General features: G+C 72.4%; 6 protein-coding genes. 2 read left to right on the top strand and 4 right to left on the bottom strand.

The features are described 5' to 3' along the window. The first annotated feature begins 353 nt into the window (after nt 1-353). Nucleotides 354-1,538 carry an AI-2E family transporter gene (locus DQW85_RS28485; protein WP_240197485.1) on the top strand — a complete coding sequence of 395 codons (1,185 nt, stop codon included), beginning with the start codon at nt 354-356 and terminating at the stop codon, nt 1,536-1,538. Between the two features lie 260 nt (nt 1,539-1,798). Here the strand turns inward: DQW85_RS28485 and DQW85_RS28480 are convergent, their stop codons facing one another. Continuing rightward, nucleotides 1,799-2,503 carry a DUF6597 domain-containing transcriptional factor gene (locus tag DQW85_RS28480; RefSeq protein ID WP_113702956.1) on the bottom strand — a complete coding sequence of 235 codons (705 nt, stop codon included), beginning with the start codon at nt 2,501-2,503 and terminating at the stop codon, nt 1,799-1,801. A 57-nt stretch (nt 2,504-2,560) separates the two neighbouring features. Next, nucleotides 2,561-3,415: a prenyltransferase/squalene oxidase repeat-containing protein gene (locus tag DQW85_RS28475; RefSeq protein WP_113702955.1), complete on the bottom strand. Its 855-nt coding sequence runs from the start codon at nt 3,413-3,415 to the stop codon at nt 2,561-2,563. A gap of 52 nt (nt 3,416-3,467) precedes the next feature. On the opposite strand from DQW85_RS28475, the gene DQW85_RS28470 reads away from it, so the two are divergent. Then, nucleotides 3,468-3,881 carry a hypothetical protein gene (locus tag DQW85_RS28470; protein WP_113702954.1) on the top strand — a complete coding sequence of 138 codons (414 nt, stop codon included), beginning with the start codon at nt 3,468-3,470 and terminating at the stop codon, nt 3,879-3,881. Between the two features lie 35 nt (nt 3,882-3,916). Here DQW85_RS28470 and DQW85_RS28465 read toward each other — a convergent pair whose 3' ends face one another. After that, nucleotides 3,917-5,125, bottom strand: a complete 1,209-nt coding sequence (locus DQW85_RS28465; RefSeq protein WP_113702953.1) for an ABC transporter permease — start codon at nt 5,123-5,125, stop codon at nt 3,917-3,919. Continuing rightward, nucleotides 5,122-5,450: ABC transporter ATP-binding protein (locus tag DQW85_RS28460; protein ID WP_113702952.1), on the bottom strand; the 329-nt coding region annotated here is incomplete at its 5' end. The genes DQW85_RS28460 and DQW85_RS28465, both read right to left, overlap by 4 nt.

Genomic DNA, 5,450 nt, shown 5'->3' with positions numbered 1-5,450 from the left:
CCAGACCCGCGAGAGGCGCTCAATTCCGTTTACCGTGCCCTTATCCTTTCAGCCCCCCAGGTTCATGTCAAATTGACTTGAACCACCGGAGCCTTATGGAATGGGAGCACTACTCCCTCTCCAGGGCAACCCATGTACCTTACACAAGCTTCCGACTGGAGTCAAAGCCCCCGGTGCGCAGACACGAGCCTGTGCACTGGGATGTGAGGTGGAGGTGGCCCCCGAGTGAGGCCGACGATCACCGCCGTCCTCGTGGGACTGGAGAACTCTATGCTCCGTGCCCTCAACCGTCAAATCAGCGGGATCCCCCACTGTCGCCGGTGTTCCTCGCCGGGACCGGGTAGGTACAGAGCGTGCGCGATCGACCAGTGCCCAGAGCGCTCATCGTCCTGCTGGGGATCGCCGGCGCGGTGATCGCCCTCTTCGGGATGCGCGAGGTCGCCTCGATTCTCGGTCCCGTCTTCCTGGCGCTGGTGCTGGTCATCGCGGTCTCCCCCGTGCGCGGCTGGCTGGACCGCCGTGGCGCGCCCGCCTGGCTCCAGGTGGCGGTGCCGTTCACCATCGTGGTCCTGGTCCTGCTGGGCATGGTGGCGGTGCTGACGGTCTCGGCCACCCAGCTCGCGCTCCTCCTCCCCGAGTACGCGGCGGAGTTCCAGAAACTGCTGACCGACGCCCAGAACTTCGTCACGGCCCGCGGCGTCAGCAACGAGCAGATCAACCGGGCGATCCAGGCGATAGACGTCGGGCGGGTCGTCGGCATCGCGCAGAGCATCCTGTCGAGCCTGCTCGGAGTGCTGTCGAGCCTGTTCCTCATCGTGGTGCTGCTCTTGGCGATGTGCCTCGACGCTCCCGTGACGGCCAGGGTCCTCGCCCACGGGCAGCACAGACAGCCGCAGCTCGTGACGGCGCTGACCACGTTCGCCCAGAAGACCAGGCGCTACCTGATCGTCTCCACGGTCTTCGGCCTGATCTGCGCGGCGCTCGACGTGGCCGCCCTGTCCATCCTCGGCGTGCCGCTTCCGCTCCTGTGGGGTGTTCTGGCGCTCATCACCAACTACATCCCCAACGTTGGGTTCGTCCTCGGGCTCATCCCGCCGGCGTTGCTGGCCCTCCTCGACGGCGGGGTGAAGGAGATGCTCCTCGTCATCGGGGCGTACGTGGCCATCAACGTGGTGGTTCAGTCGTTCATCCTGCCGAAGTTCCTGGGGGACGCGGTGGGCTTGTCCACGACCATGACGTTCCTGTCGCTGCTGGTCTGGACCTTCGTGCTGGGGCCGTTGGGTGCGATCCTGGCGATTCCGCTGAGCCTGTTCGCGCGGGCGGTGCTGGTGGACAGCGACCCGAGCGCGGGGTGGGCGTCCGCGCTCATCTCCGGCCCGCAGGGACAACCTTCCTCGGCCACCTCGCCGTCCGGCGCTCCCCCTTCGCGGGCGCATACCGACGCGTCGGACGGCGCGGCGCCACCGGCCCAGCCCCAGCCCCAGGTCCAGCCCCACACGCAGGTCCACCGAACGTCGCCACCCGACCCGCGCGCCTGAGCGCCATGGGGCAGGTGCCCGGACCGGGGCAGGCGGCCGCAGGCGCGCGAATCCGCCAGGCACGCGAATCCGCCAGGCAGGGGGGTCCGCCAGGCACGGGGGTCCGCCAGGTGCGACCGGTCCTCCGAGCGCGGGCGATCCACCGTGCGCCGCCGGGCCCGCCAGGCACGGGCGATCCACCGGGTGCAGGCGATCCTCCGGGCGAGGTGGCCGAGGTCCGAGCGATCGTACGAAGGAGGGGTGCCGGGGTGAGAAGGGCGTCAGGCGACGAGGTGGCTCAGGGGAACGCCGCTCAGGCGCTTGACCTCGTGGGAGAGGTGCGCCTGGTCCGTGTAGCCGGACGTCGCCGCGACCTCGGCCGGAGGGACGCCGGAGCGGGCCAGCCGCAGCGCGCGCTGGAAGCGGACGATGCGCTGCAGGGTCTTGGGCGCGTAGCCGAAGCCGGCCACGCTCCTGCGGTGGAGCTGGCGCTCGCTGTAGCCGAGGTCCCAGGCGACCTGGCTCACCGTGCGCGCCGAGCGCAGGGCGGCCGCGATGGCGAAGGCGGCCGGGTCGGCCGGTGGCGTCTCGCGGAGCCGGGCGGCGACGGCCGAACGCATGGCTCGCAGGCGGGCCTGCGAGGTGGTGGCCTCGGCGAACAGGGTGGAGGGCGCGGTGAGCTCGGGCAGGACGTCGAGGTGGCTCAGCGGGACGCGCTGGTCGCGCAGCCGGTGGAGGGGAACGCCGAAGACGTCGCCCGTCGCGCCCGGTAGGAAGCGGATGCCGGTGAAGGTGTCGCCCGCCCGCATCGAGGTGGGCATCGGGCCGGTGTCGGGACCCGCGACGAACGGGCCGTCGGGGCCCCAGATGAGGTCGACGCAGCCGTCGGGCACGACCAGCCGGGTGCCGCCGGTCTCGCTGTGCAGCCGCCACTCGCAGGCGATCCGGCCGGCGAGCCCGGGGGCGGGAGGCCGTTCCTCGTACATGCCTCCACGCTAGGCGGTCCCACCGACAGTTCCCACCGGCGGACCGGCGGGACCTGCTCAGACGTCCAGACGGCCGTAGGCGCGCAAGGTCACGAGCCGTTGCACGGTGATGTAGCCGCCCCACTCGTGCACGACCAGCGGCGTCCACATCTCCCAGTTGCCGTTCCAGCCCCCCTCCTCGGACTGGGCGGCCGCGAGCGCGTCCAGGTGGCTGTCGATGGTCGCCGTGTCGAACAGCGGCAGCCGGAGCGGCGCCGGAGCGAAGTCCAGGGGGAAGTGCGCCTCGCCCTGAGCGCCGGGGTCGAACGTGACGGTCGCCAGGATGGCGTCGCGGAGCCTGGCGAACTCTGCCTCGGCCCGCTCGCGATCCGGCGCCTCCTCCAGGAACGCGATGACCGCGCGGGCCTGGTAGGGGGAGGTCTGCTCGATGCGGGCGATCTCCGACCAGCAGAACTCGGTGGCGGGGCCGAGCCACGGATGCTCGACGCAGTGTTTGTACAGCAGCGCCGCGATCGAGGCGGTCGGCACCAGGTTGCCCGGCGGGTCGTCGTCGGTCTCCCACCAGGGCGCCCGGGCGGTGCCGCGCACGCTGGGCAGCACGAACGGCACCCCGCCGTCCTTCGCCGTCACCGAGAGCAGGTAGTCGCAGGCGGCCGGGACCATCGGGTCGGAGAACGAGTCGAGTTCGTCCAGGATGTGGAACGCCACCTCGACCGGCTCGGGCTGGCTGCCGGAGCCGCGCAGATCGGGTTCGAGGGCGCTGCCGAAGCCGCCGTCGGGGTTCTGGTAGCAGCGAAGCGCGTCCAGCACCCGCTGCCGCGACCCCCCGGCGAAGAGCGCCTCGAACATGAGCCTGTCGATCAGACGGCCGTGGAGCTGCAGGTAGGCCGCCGCCCGGGTGAGTGTGTCCATGGATGCGAGGTTAGCGAGCAGAGGGCGGCGGGTTCTTGTAAGAATCGGACGCGTGGAGCGACGCCGGTGGGACGAGGACGAGCGGTTCGGCGGGGTGGCCGACGGGACGGCGATGCTGCCCGTCGTGCGCCGGCTGGCGGAGGCGATGCGCGAGGGCGGGTGGGTGACCGAGGACCCGGACGCGCACCTGCTGCCGCACCTGCGGGCGGTGCCCGGCTGGGAGGTGCTCGCGGAGCGGCAGCTCGGCGGCGGCGTGTACGAGGTGACAGCGCGCCCGCTGGAGCCGGTCGAGGGCGTGGAGGCGCACCGGGCGGCGATCCGGCTGCTGTCGGTGATCGCCGAGCCCTCCTTCCTGGTACGGCAGAGCGCCCCGCGCGTGTTCGACTGCGTGACCGGGGTGATGCCCGGCGACCCGCCCGGGTTCGCGTCGCACGGGCACCTCGTCCGGCTCATCGTCACGGAGTAGGACCGCAGCAGGCCGAAGTAGGTCCGGGGGCCCGGTCAGGAGGTGGCCAGAGCCTCCGTGGGTGACATGCGGGCGGCCCGCACCGCCGGGTAGAAGCCCGCCACACCCCCGATGACCAGCGTGGCGACCACGCCGCCGAGCATGGCCCAGACCGGCACGATGGTGGGCCAGCCCTGGAAGGTCGCGTACGCGGACGTGACGCCGATGCCGAGCGCCACGCCGCCCACCCCGCCGATGGCCGACAGCAGCAGCGACTCGGCGAGGAACTGCAGCCTGATCTGCCCCCGGGTCGCGCCGAGTGAGCGGCGCAGGCCGATCTCGGCCCGGCGTTCGAGCACGGAGATGACCATCGTGTTGGCCACGCCGACGCCGCCGACGAGCAGGGCGACGCCGCCGAGGCCGAGCAGGAGGGCGTTGAGGGTGGCGTCGGTGGCCTGCTTGGCGGCCAGCGCGTCCGAGGGCCTGGACACCTCGACCTCGTTGGGCTTCTCCGGGTTGGCGGTGGCGCCGAGCACGTCTCGGACGGCGAGCACGGACTCCTCGCGGGCCCTGGCGTAGATCGTGGTCGGGTAGCCGTCGAAGTCGAGCCGTTCCTCCGCGACCGGCCAGCCGACCAGGGCCGCGCTGTCCAGTTCGGGGGCGAGCGGGGCCGGGCCGAGCACGCCGACGACGGTGAACCACTGCCCGCCCAGCCAGACTCTCTGGTCGGGTCCCGCCCGGACCACGCCGAGCCGGTCGGCCGCCTTGGCGCCGAGCACGGTGGCCGGGTAGCGGTGTGTGGCCTCGTTCAGCCAGGTGCCGCTCACGACCCGCGTCCCCGTGTCCTGGAGCAGGTCGAGACGGGCGGCGGTGACGGAGATGCTGCCTGACTGGCCCTCGGGGATGCGGTCGTTGCGGTAGACCTTCGCCGCCGTGGTGCCGGTGGCGGTGACCGAGGTCACCGGGGCGATCTGGGCGATCATGCCTTCGGCCTCGGCGGGCAGGTGGGAGTCCTCGCCGAACAGGGTCTGGCCGGGTGCGACGGTGAGCAGGTTGGTGCCGAGCGCTTCGAGCTGCCGGTTGAGGTCCTCCTGGCTGGAGGCGGAGATCCCGACGACGCCGAGCATGGCGGCGATGCCGATGGCGATGCCGAGCGCCGACAGGAACACGCGCAGCGGCCTGGCGCGCAGTCCCGCCCCGCCGACGCGCACGATGTCGCGCGGACGCATGCGGGCGGGTACGAGGACGGCCGCGGGGGCGGTCATGTCGTCACCCCCGCCTCGCGCCGGTCCGCGCCGACCACGCGGCCGTCCAGCATCTCGACCTGCCTGGGGAGGGAGGCGGCGATGTCGCGGTCGTGGGTGATGACGACCACGGTGGTGCCGCCCGCGTGCAGCTCGCGCAGCACGTCCATGACCCCGGCGCCGGAGCGGGAGTCGAGGTTTCCGGTGGGCTCGTCGGCCAGCAGCAGCCGCGGGTGGCCGACCACGGCGCGGGCGATCGCGACCCGCTGCCGCTCGCCGCCTGACAGCTCGTGCGGCCGGTGGCCGAGGCGGTGCCCGAGGCCGACGCGTTCGAGGGCCTCGGCGG

The sequence above is a fragment of the Nonomuraea lactucae genome, from assembly GCF_003313395.1.
GTDB classification, from domain to species: Bacteria; Actinomycetota; Actinomycetes; order Streptosporangiales; family Streptosporangiaceae; genus Nonomuraea; species Nonomuraea lactucae.
This window is presented reverse-complemented; position numbering and strand designations above follow the sequence as displayed.

Excerpts from the sequence above, each read along its gene's own strand:
- DQW85_RS28475 (WP_113702955.1), bottom strand. The coding sequence starts at position 3,415 with ATGGACACACTCACCCGGGCGGCGGCCTACCTGCAGCTCCACGGCCGT.
- DQW85_RS28465 (WP_113702953.1), bottom strand. The coding sequence starts at position 5,125 with ATGACCGCCCCCGCGGCCGTCCTCGTACCCGCCCGCATGCGTCCGCGC.
- DQW85_RS28480 (WP_113702956.1), bottom strand. The coding sequence starts at position 2,503 with ATGTACGAGGAACGGCCTCCCGCCCCCGGGCTCGCCGGCCGGATCGCC.